Origin of the sequence: Curtobacterium sp. MCBD17_040, from assembly GCF_003234805.2 — a bacterium.
Lineage (GTDB): Bacteria > Actinomycetota > Actinomycetes > Actinomycetales > Microbacteriaceae > Curtobacterium.
In genome coordinates, this window is sequence record NZ_CP126273.1 from 1,334,379 (window position 1) to 1,353,788 (window position 19,410).

A 19,410-nucleotide genomic window follows, 5' to 3' on the forward strand; every position below is an offset into this window, starting at 1 on the left:
TCCGCGCCCACTCCTCCACAATGGCCCCGCTGGGGCGTCCCGACACAGGACGCACCGGCGGGGCCGTTCGGCGTCGGGAGCGCCCCTAGCGTCGGAGCATGACGGGAGACGAGTTCGACGACACCGCACCGGTCCGCACCTGGATCCGGCCGCGCGCCCTCGTGGTCGTCGCCATCGCCGTGACGGTCGTGGCGCTCGTGCTGTTGGCGGTGGGCGCACTGACCGACCACGCCACGACGGTCCAGCGCTCCGCCGATGCGGTCTCGGTGTCGGCGCCCGCCACGGCGTCCACGGGAGTGGTCCCCCCAGCGGCGACGCCCGCGACCGTCGTCGTCCACGTGCTCGGGGCCGTCGCCACGCCGGGCCTCGTCGAGCTCCCGGTCGGCGCCCGCGTCGACGACGCGGTCACCGAGGCCGGCGGGGCGGCCGACCACGCAGACCTGAGCCGGGTGAACCTCGCCCGGCCGCTGGTGGACGGCGAGCAACTGTACGTGCCGCGTGACGGCGAGGACGACGTCCCCGAGGCTCCGGGACCCGTCGTGGGGGGCGGGAGTGCGTCCGTCGGTGGTGGGGAGGGCCCGACCCTGGTGGACCTCAACACCGCCGATGCCACCGCCCTGGAGACCCTGCCCGGCATCGGACCGGCGCTCGCCGACCGGATCGTCGCGTGGCGGACCGAGCACGGTCGGTTCTCGAGCGTCGAGGACCTGCTCGACGTCAGCGGGATCGGTGACGCGACCTTCGCGGACCTCCGGGACCGGGTGCGGGTGTGACGTCGCTCGGTGCGCCACGTCCGGATCTCCGCCTCGTCGTGCCGGTGGCCGTGGCCTGGGTGGTCGCGGTGGTCCTGGTCGCCAGTCCCGCGCACGCGGTCCCGGTCGCCGTGGCCGCGGGAGTCGCCGCGGCCACAGCGGTCCTGGTCGTCCTCCAGGCGGTCCGTCGCGGGCGGGCGGGCCCGCCACCCCGAGCGCACAGCGGACCGCTCGGCGTCGTCGGCCTCGTCGCGCCCACCCTGCTGCTCGTGGCCCTCGTCGCGGTCGCCGTCGACGTGCGTGACGCCGTCCGGCGTCCGGAAGCCATCCGAGCGATCGACGACGGGGCGGCCGTGGTCGCCGAGGTCGTGCTCGAGCGCGACGGCGAACCGGGTGAGCGAACGGTCCCCGGGCGCCTCGTCCGGATGGAACACCGCGCGGGTGGCGAGACGATCACGACCACCGGCCTCCGCGTCCCCGCCCGCGTGGTCCTCGCGGAGCCGGGCTCGACGGAGCACGGCCCGGGTGCCAGCGACGTCGCCGTCCCACTCGTCGCGGGTGCCACGGTGCGTGTGCAGGCGGAGCTGGTCGCCGGGACGCCGGGTGCGATCGCGTCCGTCCTGCTCTTCACCCGGGGCGACCCCGAGGTCGTCCACGCTCCCGCGGCGCTGCTCCTCGCCAGCACGATCGCCCGCCGCGCGTTCGCCGAGGTCGCCGGGAGACTGCCCGGCCCCGGAGCCGGCCTGCTGCGCGGGCTCGCGATCGGGGACCGGAGCGGTATCGACGACCGGACCGCGGATGCGATGGAGGTGACCGCACTGACGCACCTCACCGCCGTCTCCGGCTCGAACTGCGCGGTGCTCGTCGGACTCGTGATGCTCGTCGGCCGTGCCGCACGCGCCCCGCGGCTGGCGCGTGTCGTGGTCTCGGTCGTCGTGCTCGGCGCATTCGTCCTGCTCGTGCGACCGGATCCGAGCATCGTGCGCGCGACGATCATGGCGGTCGTCGTGCTCGTCGTGCACCTGCGTGGACGACCCGTGCAGGGCGCACCGCTCGTGGCACTGGCGACGATCGGCATGCTCGTCGTCGACCCGTGGCTCGCCCGGTCCTTCGGGTTCGCGCTCTCCGTCCTGGCCACCGCGGGGGTCGTGGTGGTCGCCCCGGTCCTGGCGTCGCGTCTCGCCGGACGACTCGGACCAGTGGTCGCGGCGTCGCTCGCGGTACCGGTCGCGGCGCAGGCCGCGTGCTGGCCCGTCACCGTGGTGCTCGCGCCGTCCATCCCGACGTACGCCGTGCTCACGAACCTGGTCACGGAGCCCTTGGCTCCCGTCGCGACCGTCCTCGGGCTGGCGGCGTGCGCGCTCGCGCCCATCTGGTCGACCGGTGCCTGGTTCCTCGCGGCCGCCGCGTGGGCACCCGCCGCGGTCATCGCCGTCGTCGCGCGGGCGGCCGCGGCACTCCCGTTCGCGGTGGTCCCCTGGCCGGCCGGTCCGTTCGGCACCGCGACGGCCGCACTGGTGAGCACGGCGGTCGTGGCGGCCGTGTTCGTGCGCCGTGCTGCCCGGGCGGTCCCCGTGGCCGCAGCGGTGGTGGTCGGGGTGATCGGCGTCTCGGCCGTCGTCGTGCCCGACGCCGTCGTCCGGGGGAGCGTCCCCGCCGACTGGTCGCTCGCAGCCTGCGACGTCGGCCAGGGCGACGCGGTCCTGGTGCGGCGGGACGACGCGGTCGCGCTCGTCGACACGGGCGACGAGCCGGAGCGGCTCGAGCGCTGCCTCGACCTGCTGGGGATCGACCGGATCGACCTCTTCGTGGCCTCGCACTACGACCGCGACCACGTGGGTGCGGTCGGGGTGGTCGCCGACCGCGTCGGGACCGCCCTCGTCGGCCCGCTCGGCCGCGCGGCGGACGCCGACGTCGTCGCCACCCTGCGGCGCGCGGGTGCCGACGTGGTCACGGCGGGCGCAGGCACCGCCGGCACGCTCGGGGATCTGCCGTGGCGGGTGGTGTGGCCCCCTCCGTCGACCACCGAGGGCGGGAACGACGCGAGCGTCACGGTCCTGTTCCTGCCGTCCCGGCGGTGCTCCGACTGCCTGTCGTCGCTGTTCCTCGGCGACCTCGGCGAGGCGGCGCAGCGACGGCTGCTCGCCATGGTGACGGCAGCCGGAGGCTGGCCGCCCGTCGACGTCGTCAAGGTCGCGCACCACGGCTCCGCCGACCAGGACCCGGCGCTGTACCGAGCGGTGTCGGCTCGGGTGGGCATCGTGAGCGTGGGTGCCGACAACCCCTACGGGCATCCCACCGACCGCGCGCTCGCGATGTTGGAGGCAGCGGGCACGGCGGCGCTCCGCACCGATCAGAACGGCACGATCGTGCTCTCCGCGTCGGGCGGCGACCTCCGCGTCTGGCGCGAGCGGCCCGACCGAGGCGATCCCACTGCGGGGGTGTCGCCCGTCGCCCGTACACTGCTGGAGGTCGGTCGGGTCGGAGCCCGGCGTGGACCGGGTCGGGCACGGTCGGGTCCACCAACGTCCCGAGCGGGAGGCACACCATGGCGGCGAAGAGACCAGCGCGCGCAGCCGCGGCGATCGACCAGGTCCCGTGGTCGGCGATCCGGCCGGCACCGGTCGTCCTCGTGACGGGACCCGAGACCTTCCTCGCCGAACGAGCGATCACCTCGCTGCGCGATCTCCTGCTCGCCGAGGACCCCGCACTCGAGGTCCACGATCTCGAGGCCGACCAGTACGCGCCTGGGCTGCTCGCGACCCTCGCCAGCCCCTCGCTGTTCGGCGAACCCCGCCTCCTGCGCGTCGTCCAGGTCGAGAAGTGCACGGACGCGTTCATCACCGAGACCCTCTCCTACCTCCAGGCCCCGGCCGACGACGTCACGCTCGTGCTCCGGCATGGCGGCGGCGTCCGCGGGAAGAAACTGCTCGACGCGGTCCGTGGCGGCACCGGCGGCGGGATCGAGGTCCAGTGCGACGAACTGAAGAAGGAGACCGACCGGATCGACTTCGTCCAGGCCGAGTTCCGCGCCGCGCGCCGGAAGATCAGCCCGTCCGCGGTCCGCACCCTCGTCGCGGCGTTCGCGGACGACCTCGCCGAACTCGCTGCCGCCTGTCGTCAGCTGCTCGCCGACGACGACCAGGAGATCACGGACCGGACGGTGGACCGGTACTACGGCGGCCGGGTCGAGACGAACGCCTTCAAGGTGGCCGACATCGCGCTCGCCGGTCGATCGGGGCCGGCCGTCGTGCAGCTCCGGCACGCCCTGGCGACCGGCGAGGCCCCCGTGCCGATCGTCGCGGCGTTCGCGAGCAAGATCCGCACGATGGCGAAGGTCAGTTCCTTCCGCTGGTCGAGCGGTCAGGCGGCATCGGCGCTCGGGCTGGCACCGTGGCAGGTGCAGCGGGCGCAGCGAGACGTCCAGGGCTGGAGCGAGGCCGGCCTCGCGAACGCGATCCTCAGCATCGCGGCCGCCGACACGGCGGTGAAGGGCGGGTCCCGCGACGCCCACTACGCGCTCGAGGTGATGGTCCGCGTCATCGCCCGCCGCGGTGAGGGGACCTGACCGGGCCGGGCATGGTCCGCCGGGTGCTGATCCCGTAGGCCGGATCCGCCGGGTGCCGACCCCTGCGCAGTGTCGACCCCTGCGCAGTGCGGACCCCTGCGCAGTGCCGACCCCTGCGCCGTGCTGACCCCCAAGCCCGAGCTGCGCCGCGCCGGACACGCGGAACGCCCCCGGCACCGAGGTGTCGGGGGCGTTCTGCGAGGTGCGGCTCGGCCAGCGCTCAGATCAGAGCGCGGCGACCTTCTTCGAGATCGCGGACTTGCGGTTCGCGGCCTGGTTCTTGTGGATGACGCCCTTGCTCACGGCCTTGTCGAGCTTCTTCGTCGCGACGACGAGGGCGGCGGCGGCCTTGTCCTTGTCGCCGGCGGCGATGGCCTCGTTCGTGTGGCGGATGTACGTCTTGAGCTCGCTCTTGTAGGCCTTGTTGCGCTCCTGGGCCTTCAGGTTGGTCTTGATGCGCTTCATCTGCGACTTGATGTTCGCCATGCGGTTCTGCTTTCTGTGTGTCTCGGACGGGTGAACGCGATCACAGGGATAGAGGGTCCGATCGCGGATCGCGCTCCACCTGTGGGAGATGGAACACGCAAGCCAGCGAGCAATGTTACCAGGACCACGAGGAGCGATCAACGCGCCACCCCTCGACTAGCGTTGCGCCATGCCATCGCTCGCGCCGCACATCAGCACCGTGCCCGACTCCGGCATCCGGCGGATCTACGAGCAGGCTCTGCTCCTCGACGACGCCATCATGCTCGTGGTCGGCGAGCCCGACGTGCCCGTGGCCCGGCACATCGGCGACGCGGCGCGGCGCGCGTGGACCGAGGACCGGACCAACTACACGCCGAACGGCGGGATCGCGCCACTACGGCGGGCCCTCCAGGAGAAGCTGTCCCGCGAGAACCGGATCGACGCCGAGATCGAGCAGGTCTGGGTGACCGTCGGGGCGACCCAGGCCCTGCACCAGGCGATGGCACTGCTGCTCGCACCGGGCGACGAGGTCCTCGTGCCGGACCCCGGCTACACGACCTTCACCATGAACGCCCACATGCTCGGTGCGGTCCCGGTGCCGTACGAGCTTGCACCGGCGCACGGGTTCGAGCCGGACCTCGACGCCCTCGAGGCGAGCGTGACCGACCGCACGCGCGTGCTCCTGCTCAACTCGCCGTCGAACCCGCTCGGGTCGGTGGTCGGCGCGGAGACCGTGCAGCGGCTGCTCGCCTTCGCCCGTCGGCACGACCTCTGGGTCATCAGTGACGAGGTCTACGAGTACTTCACGTTCGGCGCGCGCCACGTCAGTCCCGCGTCCCTCGACGAGGACGACCGGGTGTTCAGCGTGTTCTCCCTGAGCAAGACGTACGCGATGACCGGCGTGCGCGTCGGGTACCTCGTCACGCCGAGGGGCATGGCGGGGACCATGCGGACGGTCCAGGAGGCCACGGTGAGCTGTGTCGCCGAACCCGACCAGTTCGCGGCCCTCGCGGCCATCGTCGGGGACCACTCGGCCGTCCAGGAGGCCCGTGACCACTACCGCGCGAACCTCGAGGTGGCGCGACAGGTCCTCGACGCGAAGGGCATCACGTACAACGACCCCGAGGGCGCGTTCTACCTGTGGATCGACGTCGCGCACGCGACCGACGGGGACGTCGCGGCATGGGCGGAGCGGTTCCTGCTGACGGAGCGCGTCGCGGTGGCGCCGGGTAGCGCGTTCGGGAGGGCCGGTGAGGGGTGGATCCGCGTGTGCCTGGCCGCGGACCCCGCGGTGCTCCGCGAGGGTCTCCGTCGTCTCCCGGACCCGCGCTGACGACCCTGCCGGCAGGGTCGCTCCCGTCCTCGCCGCGGTCGCCGCGGCCGGGTCTGGCCGCATCGGTCGGCTGCGCGTGGAACAATCGACCGATCCACCGCTCGACCTCAGAGGAACCGTGAGCCCACAAGCATCCGCACCACTCGAACCCGCGTCGACGGCGGCCGGGGCGATCCGCAACTTCTGCATCATCGCCCACATCGACCACGGCAAGTCGACGCTGGCCGACCGCATGCTGCAGATCACCGGCGTCGTCGAGGAGCGTGCGATGCGGGCGCAGTACCTCGACCGGATGGACATCGAGCGCGAGCGCGGGATCACCATCAAGTCGCAGGCCGTGCGCATGCCGTGGGAGCGTGACGGCCAGACGTTCGCCCTGAACATGATCGACACTCCGGGCCACGTCGACTTCTCGTACGAGGTGTCGCGGTCGCTCGCCGCGTGCGAGGGCGCGATCCTGCTCGTCGACGCCGCCCAGGGGATCGAGGCGCAGACCCTGGCCAACCTGTACCTCGCGCTCGAGAACGACCTCGAGATCATCCCGGTCCTCAACAAGATCGACCTGCCCGCCGCGGAGCCGGACAAGTACGCCGCCGAGCTGGCGCAGCTCATCGGCGGCGACCCGGCCGACGTCCTGCGCGTGAGCGGCAAGACCGGCGTGGGCGTGGCGGAGCTGCTCGACCGGGTCGTCGAACGCATCCCGGCGCCGGTCGGTCGCCTGGACGCCGAGCCGCGGGCGATGATCTTCGACTCGGTCTACGACAGCTACCGCGGTGTCGTCACCTACGTGCGCATGGTCGACGGGCGCATCAGCCCCCGCGAGAAGATCCAGATGATGTCGACCCGCACCACCCACGAGATCCTCGAGATCGGGGTGTCGAGCCCGGAGCCGGTACCGACGAAGGGCCTGGCGGTCGGCGAGGTCGGGTACCTCATCACCGGCGTCAAGGACGTCCGGCAGTCCAAGGTCGGCGACACCGTCACGAGCGCCGCGAGGCCCGCCACCCAGGCGCTGGCCGGGTACACCGACCCGAAGCCGATGGTGTTCTCGGGGCTGTACCCGATCGACGGCAGCGATTATCCGGACCTGCGCGAGGCACTCGACAAACTGAAGCTGTCCGACGCCGCACTCGTCTACGAACCCGAGACCTCGGTCGCGCTCGGCTTCGGGTTCCGCTGCGGGTTCCTCGGGCTGTTGCACCTCGAGATCATCACGGAGCGGCTGTCCCGCGAGTTCGGACTCGACCTCATCACCACCGCGCCGAGTGTGGTCTACGAGGTCACGACCGAGGACAAGAAGACCGTCGAGGTCACGAACCCGTCGGAGTTCCCGTCGGGCAAGATCGCCAGCGTCAAGGAGCCCGTCGTCCGCGCGGCGATCCTGGCGCCGAAGGACTACGTGGGCGCGATCATGGACCTGTGCCAGTCGCGCCGCGGCACGATGCTCGGCATGGAGTACCTCGGCGAGGACCGCGTCGAGCTCCGGTACTCGATGCCGCTCGGTGAGATCGTGTTCGACTTCTTCGACCAGTTGAAGAGCCGCACGCAGGGGTACGCGAGCCTCGACTACGAGCCCATGGGGGACCAGGAGGCCGACCTCGTCAAGGTGGACATCCTGCTCCAGGGAGACCAGGTCGACGCCTTCAGCGCGATCGTCCACCGGGACAAGGCGTACGCGTACGGCGTGCTCATGACCGGTCGCCTGCGCGAACTCATCCCGCGGCAGCAGTTCGAGGTCCCGATCCAGGCCGCGATCGGTGCGCGCATCATCGCGCGCGAATCGATCCGTGCCATGCGCAAGGACGTCCTGGCGAAGTGCTACGGCGGTGACATCACCCGTAAGCGCAAGCTCCTCGAGAAGCAGAAGGAGGGCAAGAAGCGCATGAAGATGGTGGGTCGCGTCGAGGTCCCGCAAGAGGCGTTCATCGCTGCGCTCTCCGGTGACACCGAGGCCAAGGACGCCAAGAAGAAGTGACCGCCGACGGTCCGGGGAGCGCCCACGCCGCACGTGCCGGTGCTGACCGCGACGCCTTGACCTACGCGCCCGAGGGCGGATCGCTCGCCCCCGACCTGGTGACGGCCCCGCCAGCGGGGTACCGCGCGCGGCAGGACGCCGCGCGGATCGGGCGCGGTCGTGCCTGCCACGACCGCACGGTCGACGCCGTGCTCCGCTGGGAGATCCAGGAGCGCGTCGGGATCCGGGTGGAACCGGAGGTCCGGGAGACCCAGGACCACCGGGAGACCCAGGACCACCGGGAGGCCCGGGAGGACCCGGACGGTCCGCGCGACCCGTCCCGACCCGGGCGACCGCACCCGCGCCTCCGCGCCGGAGACCGTGCTGTCCTGCACATCCGCGCGTACGGCGTCACCACCCACGCGCCGGTCCGCGCCGTCCGCGTGGTCGACGAGGAGACCCGCGGCGGCTTCGCCTACGGCACCCGTCGCGGGCACCCCGAGTCGGGCGAGGTCGCGTTCCTCGTCGAGCACCATCCCGATGACACGGTCTGGCTCGTCGTGCGGTCGTTCTCACGACCGGCGAACCGACTGTGGGCGCTGCTCTGGCCGTTCGTGCAGTGGAAGTCGCGGCGCACGACGGCGCGCTACCTGCGGGTCCTCGCCGGGGGGAACGATCCCACGCTCGGTACGATGGGCGGATGAGCACCCGCGGCAGCCACCGCCCCACCGCCCTGACCTACGGCGCCGTCGGGGCGACCCAGGCGCCGGACCTCATGACCTACCCGCCCGAGGGGTTCACGCCGAGCGAGTCCCGCACGCGCATCGGCCACGGCGACCAGCGGTTCGAGACGGCGTGGGTCCAGACCCTGACCTGGCAGATCCAGGAGCGCAGCGGCATCCGGGTCCGCGTGGAGGACGTCCCCGACGACGACGAGGTCGGCTACACCCCCGTCGAGTTCGACGACGAGGGTCGTCCGGTCACACCGGCCTCGATCGGCGGCAGGACGACCGAGCGGTTCGCGCCGGACGGTACGCCGTTGCTGACCGCGGGGACGACCGCGACGCTGACGATCCACGCGTACGGGCGGGTCGTGCACGCCCCGGTCCGCGTCGTCTCGGTGATCGACGAACCGGACCGCAAGGGCTTCGCGTACGGCACGCTCGAGGGGCACCCCGTGTCGGGCGAGGAGTCCTTCGTCGTCGAGCGCACCACGGACGGCTCGGTCTGGCTGCAGGTGCGGCAGTTCTCGCAGCCGTCGTCGCGCGGGTGGCGGTTCCTCGGCCCGTTCCTCCGACGCCAGCAGCGGCGACTCGCCCAGGCCTACCTGCAGGCGTTGCTCGGTTCCGAGTGAGGATCGCGCGCCGGGCCGTTCAGACCAGGGGTCGGAGCGCGGCGACGGCGTCCAGCAGGGTGTCGGCACCCTCCGCGCAGTCCGCGACGACCGCGACCGCGCTCGTCCTCTGGAGCTCGTCGACGTCGTGCACGCCGGTGGCGACCGCGATGAACGGGATGCCCGCCGCGTCGGCGGCGGTGCCGTCGCGGGGCGTGTCCCCGATGACCACCACCCGGTTCCCGCGGAGGTCCGCGGCCGCCCGGCGCGTCAGCGCCTGCCGCTCGACGTCCTCGTCCCCGAAGTACGAGTGCGCCCAGTCGAACGCGTCCGGGTCGAACCCGGCGCTGGCGAGCTTGAGGCGAGCCCGACCCGCGGAGTTCCCGGTGAGCAGCGCGGAGCGCCAGCCACGATCGGTCATGCGTTGCAGCAGGGCCATCACACCCGGCGCGGGTGTCCGCCGCTCACCCGACCGGTAGCGCTCCTCGGACAGGCGTTGCAGGTGTCCGCGGACGGTCTCGGACAGCTCCGGGTCGAGCCCGTGGGCGCGGAGGGCCTCGAGGATGATCCCGGCGTCGGTCCGGCCGTGCTGGTGTCCGACGAGCTGCTCGAGGTCCCGGCCCACGGTGCGCTCGAGCGCGAGGTGGTACAGGCTCCCGGGGACGGCGGCGTTCTCGACGAGGGTCCCGTCGACGTCCCAGAGGACGATGGTGCCGACGACGCTGTCGGCGCTGGGTTCCGGGTCCGTGCTCCCGGAGGTGGTGCTGTCGTGCATGGGACCATCATGGCGACCCCGTTCCGGCCGCGCGACCGGTGGTGTGACCCGGGGACGGCGGCGCGGTGGGACAATGGAGTCCGTGCCCAGCGCCCTGCCGATCGCCGATCCCGCCCCCGCGGACGGCCTGATCGTCCCCTCGGCGGACGCGGGAGGCGTCCCGTTCGGCGTCTACGTGCACGTGCCGTTCTGCCGTGTCCGCTGCGGGTACTGCGACTTCAACACCTACACCGCGTCGGAACTGCGGGGCGTCCGGCGCGACGACTACGCGGGTCACGCGGTCCAGGAGATCCGGTTCGCGGCGTCCGTCCTCGACCGGTCGGGCGTCCCGCGTCGGCCGGTGTCCACGGTGTTCTTCGGCGGTGGGACCCCGACGATGCTGCCTGCGGAAGACCTCGTGATGATCCTCCGTGCGATCGACGACACCTGGGGGATCCTCCCGGGTGCCGAGGTCACGACCGAGGCGAACCCGGACTCGGTCGACGCGGAGTCCCTGGCGACGCTGCGCCGCGGCGGGTTCTCGCGCGTGAGCTTCGGCATGCAGTCCGCGGTGCCCCACGTGCTCGCCACGCTCGACCGAACGCACGACCCGGAGCGGGTCCCGCTCGTGGTGGACGCGGCGCGGGCGGAGGGGCTCGACGTCAGCCTCGACCTCATCTACTCGACGCCGGGGGAGTCACTCGACGACTGGCGCCGTTCGCTCGACGCGGCGATCGGGTACGGACCGGACCACCTGTCGGCCTACGCGCTCATCGTCGAAGACGGCACGGCCATGGGGCGCGCCGTCGCGAAGGGCCTCCTGCCGGCGCCGGACGACGACCTGGCCGCCGACATGTACGAGGAGGCCGACACACGTCTTGCTGCCGCCGGGTACAGCTGGTACGAGGTCTCGAACTGGGCCCGCGGTGCCGAGCACGCGAGCCGCCACAACCTGTCCTACTGGAAGGGCCACGACTGGTGGGGCGTGGGTCCGGGCGCGCACTCGGCCGTCGCCGGCACCCGATGGTGGAACGTCAAGCACCCGGCCGCGTACGCCGCGCGCGTGCTCGGGGGCGACTCACCGGCGGCCGGCCGCGAGACGCTCGACGACGAGACCCGGTACGTCGAGCGCGTCCTGCTCGCTGCGCGCGTGCGCGGCGAGCTGGCCACTGCGGAGCTCCGTCCCGAGGCGCGTGGGCGCGTCGCCGGGCTCGTCGCGCGCGGACTCGTCGACGGCCGCGCCGCCCTGTCCGGGAGGCTCGACCTCACGCTGCGCGGGCGCCTGCTGGCCGACGCCGTGGTGCGGGAGCTGTTGGACTGACGGACCGCCGGGGGAGCGGCGGGCTGCTGGCGGGCCTCCCGGCCGTGTCCGCCGGCAGGTGACCGACGGTGGTCGTCAGGCGCGGACGAACTCGATGCTGAGCGGGTAGCGGTAGAACTGCCCGGCGTTGGCGCGCACGGCCGCGATGACGCCGAACACGACCTGGATCACGGCGACGGCGAACAGGACGAGGACGCCGATGCCGAGCCACGACGTGATGACGCCGACCGCGTACGCGATCGCCATCGTGATGTGGAAGTTCAACGCGACCCGCGTGTGCTCGCGGACGAACGGTCCCCGGTCGCGCAGCACGAGGTACCCGACCAGCGGGACGACGAACTGGAAGAAGATCCCGCCGACGTGCACGAGGGTCGCCCAGAGGCGCTGGTCCTCGGGGCGCATCGGCTGCGGTGGCTGGTAGTGCCCCCACTGCTGTCCCCACTGCGGGTCCGGCTGCTGTCCGTAGGGCGGCGTCGTGCTCATGCCGGAAGCGTAACGGCTCGCTGTGACCGGTTCGAGGCCCAGGCGCTCCGCGGTTCGGCGTAGGATCAGCAGTCGGACCCGGAGAGTGCCAGCCCCGTGGCACAGCGGACGGTGCGAGCACCGCTGGACCCTCCGGACGCACATCGCGCACGAGCGGCAGGAGGGAGGGCGCGTCATGGTGTCGGAACGCAGTCTCGAGGTGCTCAAGGCGATCGTGCGCGACTACGTCGCGTCCCGCGAGCCCGTCGGATCCCGCTCCATCGTCGAGCGGCACGCCTTCGGGGTGTCGTCGGCGACGATCCGGAACGACATGGCCGCCCTCGAGGAAGAACAGCTCATCGTCGCCCCGCACACGTCGTCGGGGCGGGTGCCGACCGACAAGGGCTACCGGGTGTTCGTCAACCACCTGACGGAGGCCCGTCCGCTGTCGAGCGCGCAACGGCACGCGATCGAGACCTTCCTCGGGCGGTCGAACGACCTCGACGAGGTCCTCGGTCGCACGGTGCGTCTGCTGAGCCAGCTCACGAACCAGGTCGCGCTCGTGCAGTACCCCTCGATGATCCGCGCGCGGGTCCGGCACGTCGAACTCGTCCGGCTCAGTGAGACCCGGTTCATGAGCGTGCTCATCACGGACACCGCACGCGTCGAGCAGCGCATCCTCGAGACCGATCTCCGCGTCGAGGACGACGCCCTCACCGAACTCCGCGCCGTGCTCGGCTCCGCGGCCGTCGGGCTGCTGCTGCAGGACGTCCCCCGGGTGCTGCTCGGCATCCCCGAACGCGTGCGCCCCGAGCTGCAGGGGCTCGCCGCCGTCGTGGTCGCGGCACTCGTCGAGCAGGTCCGCGCGAACCGCCAGGACCGGCTCGTCATGGCGGGTGCGGCGAACCTCGCGAAGAGCGAGGACGACTTCGCCGGCGGTCTGTTCCCCGTGCTCGAGGCGATCGAGGAACAGGTGACCCTGCTCCGGCTCTTCGGCGAGATGCAGCTCGACGCGGTCGCCGTCGCCGCGAGCATCGGCGAGGAGAACGCCGCGTACCTCGGCACCGCCGGGGGACTCGACGCGACGAGCATCGTGGCCGGTGGGTACACCGCGGCCGGGGGCGAGGTCGCCCGGCTCGGCGTGCTCGGCCCGACCCGCATGGACTACGGCACGAACATGGCCGCCGTCCGGGCGGTGGCCAGGTACCTCTCGGGGCTCCTGGCCGACAATTGACCATCCGTCCGGACCGCCGGTCGTCCCGGACCGGGACCACCGAGCGGCGGACGCCGACCACTCCGACAGACTGAGGTGCTGTGGCAGACCACTACGAGGTCCTCGGCGTCGCACGCGACGCCGCCGACGCGGACATCAAGAAGGCGTACCGACGCCTGGCCCGGGAACTCCACCCGGACGTCAACCCGAGCCCGGAGGCGGCAGAGCGGTTCAAGGACGTCACCCACGCCTACGACGTCCTCAGCGACCCGGAGCAGCGGCGCCGCTACGACGCCGGTCCGCAGGACGGCACCTTCGGCGGCGGAGCCGGTGGCTTCGGCGACATCTTCGACGCCTTCTTCGGTGGTGGCGGTGGCGGATTCGGTGCGCGCGGCACCGGGCCGCGGTCGCGCGCCGAGCGTGGCCAGGACGCCCTGCTGCGTGTCGAGGTCGACCTCGAGGAGGTCGTGTTCGGCACGCACAAGGACATCGAGGTCGACACGGCCGTGCTGTGCGAGACCTGCGGCGGCTCGTGCAGCGCGCCCGGGACCCACCCGGTGACCTGCGACATCTGCGGGGGCACCGGGCACGTGCAACGGACCGTCCGGTCGCTCCTCGGCAACGTGGTCACGAGCGCGCCCTGCGGCACCTGCCGCGGGTACGGGACCGTGATCCCGAACCCGTGCCCGACCTGCCAGGGCCAGGGCCGCGTGCGCGCCCGCCGGACGCTCCCCGTCGACATCCCCGCGGGCGTCGACTCCGGTCTGCGGCTGCAGATGCCCGGTCAGGGCGAGGTCGGGCCGGCGGGCGGACCCTCGGGCGACCTGTACCTCGAGGTCAAGGTGCGGCACCACGACGTGTACAGCCGCGACGGCGACGACCTCCTCGCGACACTCGAGGTGCAGATGACCGACGCGATCCTCGGCACGACGACGACCATCGACGGGCTCGACGGCCCGGTCGAGCTCGAGATCCGGCCGGGGGTGCAGAGCGCCGACATCCTGACGATCAAGGACCGCGGGGTGACGCGACTGCGCGGTGGGGGTCGGGGCGACCTGCGCGTCGGCGTCCAGGTCGTCACGCCGACGAAGCTCTCGCACAAGGAACGCGGTCTCGTCGAACAACTCGCCAAGTCCCGGAAGGCGCCGGCGCCGCAGCTCGCCCGGTTCCAGCAGGGGCTCTTCGGCAAGCTCCGTGACCGCTTCTTCACCTTCTGATCCGTGGCGTCCCTGTACCTGGTCGACGACCTCGCCGGCGTCCGGCCCGGCGACGTCGTGTCGCTCGACGGCGCCGAGGGTCGGCACGCCGTCACGGTCGCGCGGATCCGCCAGGGCGAGGCGCTGCGGATCGGGGACGGTCGGGGCACCGTCGTCAGCGGCGCGGTGGCGGAGGTCGGCCGCGACGCGCTGACGCTCGCGGTCCGGTCCGTGGACGTCGAACCGGAAGGCTCGCCACGGCTCGTGCTCGTCCAGGCACTCGCGAAGGGCGGCCGTGACGAGATGGCGGTCCAGGCGGCGACCGAGATCGGCGTCGACGGCGTGGTGCCCTGGTCGGCTGCACGGAGCGTGTCCCGCTGGGAGGGTCCGAAGACCGAGAAGGGCCGTGCCCGTTGGGGCGCGATCGTCCGCGAGGCCGCGAAACAATCGCTCCGGGCCCGGGTCCCCGACGTCGGACCGCTCGTCACGACCGCGACCCTGGCCGACGGGGCGGGCCTCCCGCCCTCGACGACGGTCCTCGTGCTCGATCCGCTCGCGGAGCAGCCGCTCAGTTCGGTGGCCGTTCCCGAGGGCGCGGGGGCGATCGCACTCGTCGTCGGTCCCGAGGGCGGCATCGCGGACACCGAGTTCGACCGCCTCACCGACGCGGGCGCCACGCGGGTCCGGCTCGGTGCGTCGGTCCTCCGCACGAGCACCGCGGGGCCCGCGGCGCTCGCCGTGCTCCAGGCGCGGCTCGGCCGCTGGTGACGGCTGCCACCGTCGGGGCGCCCGGCGCAGCGCAAGCCCAGCGCGAACAGCTCGGAACGGTGTCGGCAGCACGCCCTACGATGGAGCGATGAGCACCTCGCCGAGCGTCTTCTCGCGGATCGTCGCGCGCGAGATCCCCGCCACCGTCGTCGCCGAGGACGACCGCCTCATCGCGATCGAGGACATCGCTCCGAAGGCGCCCGTCCACGTGCTCGTCGTCCCGAAGACCGAGCAGTACGCCACCGTGGCGGAGCTCGCGGCCGGCGACCCGTCGCTGCTCGCGGACCTCGTCGCGATGGCCCAGCGCGTCGCCGACGAGCGTGCGGGGGGCCAGTTCCGTCTCGTGTTCAACTCCGGTGCGTCCGCCGGACAGACCGTGTTCCACGTCCACGCCCACGTCCTCGCGGGCGACCTCCAGGAAGGCACCCTTGCCGGTTAGCAGCACCGCACACCCCGCATCCTCGTCCGACGAGCCCGAGGTCACCGTCGACCTCGCCGTGGACGGCATCGCCATGGTGCAACTCCTCGGGCCGCAGGACCGCCTGCTCCGCACGGTCGAGCGGCAATACCCGACCGTCCGCGTGCTGGTCCGCGGCAACGAGGTCAGCCTCACCGGTCCGGAGCGCGACGTCGCACACGCCCGTGTCCTCGTCGACGAGCTCATCACCATGGTGCGTCGCGGCCAGGACATCGGACAGGCGGACGTCGCCACCTCCGCCCGCGTCATCGAGGACGACCGCCGGCCGACCGACCTGTTCGGCACCCCCATCGTGCAGAGCCGCGGCAAGTCCGTCCGGCCCAAGACGGACGGCCAGCGTGCCTACGTCGACGCGATCGACGAGAACACGATCACGTTCGGCATCGGACCGGCCGGCACGGGCAAGACCTACCTCGCCATGGCGAAGGCCGTGCAGGCGCTGCAGCGACGTGAGGTCAACCGGATCATCCTGACCCGCCCGGCGGTGGAGGCCGGTGAGAAGCTCGGGTTCCTGCCCGGCACGCTCACCGACAAGATCGACCCGTACCTCCGGCCGCTGTACGACGCCCTCAACGAGATGATGGACCCCGAGCTGGTCCCGAAGCTCCTGGCGTCCGGCACGGTCGAGGTCGCACCGCTCGCGTACATGCGTGGTCGCACGCTCAACGACTCGTTCGTGGTCCTCGACGAGGCGCAGAACACGACGCCCGAGCAGATGAAGATGTTCCTCACCCGGCTCGGCTTCGGCTCGAAGATGGTCGTCACCGGCGACATCACGCAGGTCGACCTGCCCGCGCAGGTGAGCGGTCTGCGGCTCGTGACCCAGATCCTCGACCAGGTCGACGACATCCACTTCGCGCGCCTGACGAGTGACGACGTCGTCCGTCACACGCTCGTCGGCCGCATCGTGGACGCCTACTCGCGCTACGACGAGGAGCGCCTCGCCGAGCAGGCAGGCGACCGACCGGGCGGTCGTGGCACTCCGTACCGGGGCAACCCCGACGGGACGAACCGCTCGGAGCGCCGTGGGCGACCGCCGCAGGACCGCCAGCAGAGCCCGTACCCGACCAGCGCCCGAGGAGGTAGCCGGTGAGCATCGAGCTGAACAACGAGTCCGGCGTCGAGGTCGACGAGGACGCCGTCCAACGTCTCGCGGCCTTCGCGCTCGATGCCATGCACGTCCACGCCGACGCCGAGCTCGCGATCGTGCTCGTGGACGAGGGCGCGATGGAACAGCTGCACGTCCAGTGGATGGACGAGCCCGGCCCGACCGACGTCCTGAGCTTCCCGATGGACGAACTCCGGCCCGGCACCGAGGACGACCCGACACCTCCCGGACTCCTCGGCGACATCGTGTTGTGTCCCCAGGTCGCGGCGGAGCAGGCGCGGACGGCCGGTCACTCGACGCTCGACGAACTCCTCCTCCTCACCTGCCACGGTGTGCTGCACCTGCTCGGCTTCGACCACGCCGAGCCGGACGAGAAGGCCGAGATGTTCGGGTTGCAGGGCGAGATCCTCAGCGCCTTCGCGGCGCAGCGTCGAGGCCGGTGACCCCGGTGCTCCTGGTCGCCGTGCTGCTCGCGGTGGCGGCCGCACTGGTCGTGCTCGGCGGTCTGCTCGCCGCCTCGGACGCCGCGTTGTCGGTGATGTCCCGAGCGGACCTCGACGAGATCGCCGAGCACAGCCGGTACCGCCGGGCCGTCGAGGCCATCTCCGACGACCCGGGAGCGCACCTCAACGCCCTCAACTTCTTCCGCGTCCTCGCCGAGACGGCGGCGGCCGTGCTCGTCACGGTCGCGCTCGTGCGCGTCTTCGCGGTCTGGTGGGTCGCGCTGCTCGTCTCGGCGGCGGTCATGACGGCCGTCTCCTTCGTCCTCGTGGGGTCGAGTCCGCGGAGCGTCGGCCGTGCCCACGCCGGCCAGCTCATCGCGTGGACGGGCGGCCTCGTGCACGCGGTCCGCATCGTGCTCGGGCCGCTCGCGACCGTCCTCGTCGCGATCGGGGACCGCGTGACCCCGGGGCGGAGCGGAGGGTCGAGCGTCGCGACGGAGGAGCAGCTGCTCAGCATCGTCGACGAGGCGGCCGAGAGCAACGTGCTCGAGGCGGACGACCGCGAGCTCATCCACTCGGTGTTCGAGTTCAGCGACACGCTCGTCCGCGAGGTCATGGTCCCGCGCACGGACATGACGACCGTCGACGTCGACGACACCCTCGCCACCGTGATGGAGCGGTCGCTGCGGTCGGGGGTGTCCCGCATGCCGGTCATCGGCCGTGACAGCGACGACGTCCTCGGGGTCGTCCACCTGCGCGACGTCGCCCGCGCCCTGTACGAGCGCGCGGGATCCGCCACCGCTGACGTCACGACCGTGTTGCGTCCCGCCGAGTTCGTGCCGGAGTCGAAACCGGCGGACGAGACCCTGCGGTTCATGCAGGCGGTGAAGAACCACCTGCTCCTCGTGGTGGACGAGTACGGCGGCGTCGCGGGACTCGTCACCATGGAGGACCTCATCGAGGAACTCGTGGGAGACATCTCGGACGAGTACGACCGCACCGTCGTGGACCGCACCGAGATCCGCCCGGGCGTCTGGCGCATCTCGGCACGGCTTCCGGTCGACGAGCTCGGCGACCTCTTCGGGATGGAGCTCGACGACGACGACGTCGACACGGCGGGTGGCCTGCTCGTCAAGGAGCTCGGCCAGCTGGCCACCGCGGGGGACACCGTCACGGTGTCCGGCGTCGAGCTCACCGCGGAACGGGTGGAAGGCCGACGTCGCGACCTGGTCACCCTGCTCGTCGAGCGGGCACCGACGCCGGACGACGCCCCGGCACTCGACGACGAACCGACCCCCACGACGACGGGACACCACACCGCATGACCACCACCGGATCCACCAGCGATGCCGCCGGGACCCCCTTCCGGGCCGGGTTCGTCTCGTTCGTCGGCCGCCCGAACGTGGGCAAGTCGACCCTGACGAACGCCCTCGTCGGCGAGAAGGTCGCCATCACCTCCTCGAAGCCCCAGACCACCCGACGCGCGATCCGCGGCGTCGTGCACCGGCCCGACGGGCAGGTCGTCATCGTCGACACGCCCGGGGTCCACCGGCCCCGGACGCTGCTCGGGGAGCGCCTCAACGACCTCGTGCAGGCGACCCTCGGTGACGTCGACGTCATCGGGTTCTGCGTGCCCGCGAACGAGCCGATCGGTCCCGGCGACCGGTTCATCAACGCGCAGCTCGACGCCCACCCGCGCGCGCGCACGATCGCGATCGTCACGAAGACCGACCGCGCCTCACGTGAGCAGGTGGCGGCGCAACTGCTCGCGGTGTCCGAACTGCGCGACTGGGACGCGATCGTGCCGACGTCGGGGATCCGCGGCACCCAGCTCGACGAACTCCTGGACGAGGTCGTGCGGCTGCTGCCGGAGTCGCCCGCGCTCTACGACGCCGAGACCGTGACCGAGGAGACCGCGAGCGACCGCGTCGCCGAGCTCGTCCGCGAGGCCGCGCTCGAGGGCGTCCGCGACGAACTGCCGCACTCCCTCGCGGTGGTGATCGACGACATGGTCGAGCGGGACGACGAGGACGACGACACGCTCGACGTGTACGTGAACCTCTTCGTCGAGCGGGACAGCCAGAAGGCGATCGTCATCGGGCGCGGGGGTGAACGCCTGCGGGACGTCGGCTCCCGGGCGCGCGCGGAGATCGAGCGGCTCCTCGGGCGACACGTCTACTTGAACATCCGGGTGAAGGTCGCCAAGGAGTGGCAGCGCGACCCCAAGCAGCTCGGTCGTCTCGGGTTCTGATCGCCAGTCCG

Annotated in this window: 19 protein-coding genes; 16 read left to right on the top strand and 3 right to left on the bottom strand. The window is 72.2% G+C overall.

From position 1 onward, the window contains the following. Nucleotides 1–98 precede the first annotated feature (98 nt). From DEI94_RS06345 to holA, 3 genes are read left to right on the top strand one after another with little or no spacing between them, the layout of a single operon-like run. On the top strand, nucleotides 99–773 hold the full coding sequence (locus DEI94_RS06345; RefSeq protein WP_111008659.1) for a ComEA family DNA-binding protein: 675 nt from the start codon (nucleotides 99–101) through the stop codon (nucleotides 771–773). Next, entirely contained in the window at nucleotides 770–3,388 is a 2,619-nt protein-coding gene (locus DEI94_RS06350) for a ComEC/Rec2 family competence protein (RefSeq protein ID WP_111026112.1), read from the top strand. The genes DEI94_RS06345 and DEI94_RS06350 overlap by 4 nt, the downstream gene beginning before the upstream one ends. Beyond that, nucleotides 3,301–4,320 carry a DNA polymerase III subunit delta gene (gene holA, locus DEI94_RS06355; protein ID WP_111026111.1) on the top strand — a complete coding sequence of 340 codons (1,020 nt, stop codon included), beginning with the start codon at nucleotides 3,301–3,303 and terminating at the stop codon, nucleotides 4,318–4,320. The genes DEI94_RS06350 and holA overlap by 88 nt, the downstream gene beginning before the upstream one ends. Before the next feature lie 225 nt (nucleotides 4,321–4,545). On the opposite strand, the gene rpsT is transcribed toward holA, so the two are convergent. After that, the gene (gene rpsT / locus DEI94_RS06360) at nucleotides 4,546–4,806 is read right to left on the bottom strand and encodes a 30S ribosomal protein S20 (RefSeq protein ID WP_111026110.1); all 261 of its coding nucleotides are present in this window, start codon (nucleotides 4,804–4,806) and stop codon (nucleotides 4,546–4,548) included. Between the two features lie 169 nt (nucleotides 4,807–4,975). Between rpsT and DEI94_RS06365 the strand changes: the two genes are divergently transcribed. From DEI94_RS06365 to DEI94_RS06380, 4 genes are all read left to right on the top strand, one after another. Next, on the top strand, nucleotides 4,976–6,118 hold the full coding sequence (locus DEI94_RS06365; RefSeq protein ID WP_111012608.1) for a pyridoxal phosphate-dependent aminotransferase: 1,143 nt from the start codon (nucleotides 4,976–4,978) through the stop codon (nucleotides 6,116–6,118). A 118-nt stretch (nucleotides 6,119–6,236) separates the two neighbouring features. Beyond that, entirely contained in the window at nucleotides 6,237–8,093 is a 1,857-nt protein-coding gene (gene lepA, locus DEI94_RS06370; RefSeq protein WP_111026109.1) for a translation elongation factor 4, read from the top strand. Beyond that, nucleotides 8,090–8,776: a DUF1990 domain-containing protein gene (locus DEI94_RS06375; protein ID WP_220038775.1), complete on the top strand. Its 687-nt coding sequence runs from the start codon at nucleotides 8,090–8,092 to the stop codon at nucleotides 8,774–8,776. Before lepA ends, DEI94_RS06375 begins: the two co-directional genes overlap by 4 nt. After that, on the top strand, nucleotides 8,773–9,426 hold the full coding sequence (locus tag DEI94_RS06380; protein ID WP_111026108.1) for a DUF1990 domain-containing protein: 654 nt from the start codon (nucleotides 8,773–8,775) through the stop codon (nucleotides 9,424–9,426). Before DEI94_RS06375 ends, DEI94_RS06380 begins: the two co-directional genes overlap by 4 nt. A gap of 19 nt (nucleotides 9,427–9,445) precedes the next feature. Here the strand turns inward: DEI94_RS06380 and DEI94_RS06385 are convergent, their stop codons facing one another. Next, nucleotides 9,446–10,180 (bottom strand): HAD family hydrolase, encoded by a 735-nt coding sequence (locus DEI94_RS06385; protein WP_111026107.1) that lies wholly within the window; start codon nucleotides 10,178–10,180, stop codon nucleotides 9,446–9,448. Nucleotides 10,181–10,262: 82 nt separating this feature from the next. Here DEI94_RS06385 and hemW point away from each other — a divergent pair, with 82 nt between their 5' ends. Next, nucleotides 10,263–11,480 (top strand): radical SAM family heme chaperone HemW, encoded by a 1,218-nt coding sequence (gene hemW / locus DEI94_RS06390; RefSeq protein ID WP_181441738.1) that lies wholly within the window; start codon nucleotides 10,263–10,265, stop codon nucleotides 11,478–11,480. A 75-nt stretch (nucleotides 11,481–11,555) separates the two neighbouring features. Here hemW and DEI94_RS06395 read toward each other — a convergent pair whose 3' ends face one another. Then, a complete protein-coding gene (locus DEI94_RS06395; protein WP_111026105.1) occupies nucleotides 11,556–11,963 on the bottom strand; it encodes a DUF4870 domain-containing protein in 408 nt (135 codons plus the stop codon). A 175-nt stretch (nucleotides 11,964–12,138) separates the two neighbouring features. Here DEI94_RS06395 and hrcA point away from each other — a divergent pair, with 175 nt between their 5' ends. From hrcA to era, 8 genes are all read left to right on the top strand, one after another. After that, nucleotides 12,139–13,176 carry a heat-inducible transcriptional repressor HrcA gene (gene hrcA, locus DEI94_RS06400; protein WP_111008670.1) on the top strand — a complete coding sequence of 346 codons (1,038 nt, stop codon included), beginning with the start codon at nucleotides 12,139–12,141 and terminating at the stop codon, nucleotides 13,174–13,176. An 80-nt stretch (nucleotides 13,177–13,256) separates the two neighbouring features. Continuing rightward, on the top strand, nucleotides 13,257–14,372 hold the full coding sequence (gene dnaJ, locus DEI94_RS06405; RefSeq protein ID WP_111026104.1) for a molecular chaperone DnaJ: 1,116 nt from the start codon (nucleotides 13,257–13,259) through the stop codon (nucleotides 14,370–14,372). 3 nt (nucleotides 14,373–14,375) lie between these two features. After that, nucleotides 14,376–15,119, top strand: a complete 744-nt coding sequence (locus DEI94_RS06410) for a 16S rRNA (uracil(1498)-N(3))-methyltransferase (protein ID WP_111008672.1) — start codon at nucleotides 14,376–14,378, stop codon at nucleotides 15,117–15,119. 88 nt (nucleotides 15,120–15,207) lie between these two features. After that, nucleotides 15,208–15,558: a histidine triad nucleotide-binding protein gene (locus tag DEI94_RS06415; RefSeq protein WP_111008673.1), complete on the top strand. Its 351-nt coding sequence runs from the start codon at nucleotides 15,208–15,210 to the stop codon at nucleotides 15,556–15,558. Continuing rightward, nucleotides 15,548–16,690, top strand: coding sequence for a PhoH family protein (locus DEI94_RS06420; protein ID WP_258368408.1), 1,143 nt, complete (start codon nucleotides 15,548–15,550; stop codon nucleotides 16,688–16,690). Before DEI94_RS06415 ends, DEI94_RS06420 begins: the two co-directional genes overlap by 11 nt. Further along, nucleotides 16,687–17,148 (top strand): rRNA maturation RNase YbeY, encoded by a 462-nt coding sequence (gene ybeY, locus DEI94_RS06425; protein ID WP_111008674.1) that lies wholly within the window; start codon nucleotides 16,687–16,689, stop codon nucleotides 17,146–17,148. Before DEI94_RS06420 ends, ybeY begins: the two co-directional genes overlap by 4 nt. Then, the gene (locus DEI94_RS06430) at nucleotides 17,145–18,473 is read left to right on the top strand and encodes a hemolysin family protein (RefSeq protein WP_258368410.1); all 1,329 of its coding nucleotides are present in this window, start codon (nucleotides 17,145–17,147) and stop codon (nucleotides 18,471–18,473) included. Before ybeY ends, DEI94_RS06430 begins: the two co-directional genes overlap by 4 nt. Continuing rightward, nucleotides 18,470–19,399 (top strand): GTPase Era, encoded by a 930-nt coding sequence (gene era / locus DEI94_RS06435; RefSeq protein WP_111008675.1) that lies wholly within the window; start codon nucleotides 18,470–18,472, stop codon nucleotides 19,397–19,399. Before DEI94_RS06430 ends, era begins: the two co-directional genes overlap by 4 nt. Nucleotides 19,400–19,410 lie beyond the last annotated feature (11 nt).

What these genes read in the sequence shown, in the direction of transcription:
- DEI94_RS06345 (WP_111008659.1), top strand. Translation starts at nt 99, where the DNA reads ATGACGGGAGACGAGTTCGACGACACCGCACCGGTCCGCACCTGGATC.
- holA (WP_111026111.1), top strand. Translation starts at nt 3,301, where the DNA reads ATGGCGGCGAAGAGACCAGCGCGCGCAGCCGCGGCGATCGACCAGGTC.
- rpsT (WP_111026110.1), bottom strand. Translation starts at nt 4,806, where the DNA reads ATGGCGAACATCAAGTCGCAGATGAAGCGCATCAAGACCAACCTGAAG.
- DEI94_RS06365 (WP_111012608.1), top strand. Translation starts at nt 4,976, where the DNA reads ATGCCATCGCTCGCGCCGCACATCAGCACCGTGCCCGACTCCGGCATC.
- DEI94_RS06380 (WP_111026108.1), top strand. Translation starts at nt 8,773, where the DNA reads ATGAGCACCCGCGGCAGCCACCGCCCCACCGCCCTGACCTACGGCGCC.
- DEI94_RS06385 (WP_111026107.1), bottom strand. Translation starts at nt 10,180, where the DNA reads ATGCACGACAGCACCACCTCCGGGAGCACGGACCCGGAACCCAGCGCC.
- DEI94_RS06395 (WP_111026105.1), bottom strand. Translation starts at nt 11,963, where the DNA reads ATGAGCACGACGCCGCCCTACGGACAGCAGCCGGACCCGCAGTGGGGA.
- hrcA (WP_111008670.1), top strand. Translation starts at nt 12,139, where the DNA reads ATGGTGTCGGAACGCAGTCTCGAGGTGCTCAAGGCGATCGTGCGCGAC.
- DEI94_RS06415 (WP_111008673.1), top strand. Translation starts at nt 15,208, where the DNA reads ATGAGCACCTCGCCGAGCGTCTTCTCGCGGATCGTCGCGCGCGAGATC.
- era (WP_111008675.1), top strand. Translation starts at nt 18,470, where the DNA reads ATGACCACCACCGGATCCACCAGCGATGCCGCCGGGACCCCCTTCCGG.